General features: G+C 71.9%; 2 protein-coding genes. Both read left to right on the top strand.

The features are described from left to right. Nucleotides 1–245: hypothetical protein (locus D3D02_RS19425; protein ID WP_147435773.1), on the top strand; the 245-nt coding region annotated here is incomplete at its 5' end. A gap of 91 nt (nucleotides 246–336) precedes the next feature. Then, nucleotides 337–473: undecaprenyl phosphate translocase family protein (locus D3D02_RS19420; protein WP_121571384.1), on the top strand; the 137-nt coding region annotated here is incomplete at its 3' end.

Raw genomic sequence — 473 nt, 5'->3', positions numbered from 1 at the left:
CCACCGAGCGGTTCGGGCAGGTCGGGGTGACCGAGGGGCAGGTCGTCGGCGCCGACGACGCGGCCGCGACGGTCGAACTCGAAGAGCGGATAATCGACTGTCCCAGCGGCGACCCCGAGTGTCCGGTCGACGGCGACAGCGGGAGCGACGGCGGGGACTCGACGAAATCCACCGACGCCGGATCGGTGATCGGCGTCGAACCGGTGGCGGCGACGACCGCGACGGCGGTGACCGCACCGAACTGACCGCGGAATCCGACCGCGGTCTCGGCGCCCGCGGTCGATCTGGCCGCCCGATCACACGCTTCTTTACTGCGGCCCCGCTTGTGGCGAGCAGATGGCCGACCTCCGCGACTGGGCGACGCTGTACCTGAAGGGCGTCGCGATGGGCAGCGCCGACGCCGTCCCGGGCGTCTCCGGCGGCACCATCGCGCTCATCGTCGGGATCTACGAGCGGCTGATCGCGGCGGTCAC

Source organism: Halobellus sp. Atlit-38R, assembly GCF_003665925.1.
Taxonomy (GTDB): domain Archaea; phylum Halobacteriota; class Halobacteria; order Halobacteriales; family Haloferacaceae; genus Haloquadratum; species Haloquadratum inordinatus.
The sequence above is the reverse complement of the archived record's forward strand: the minus strand, read 5'-3'. Positions and strand labels throughout refer to the sequence as shown.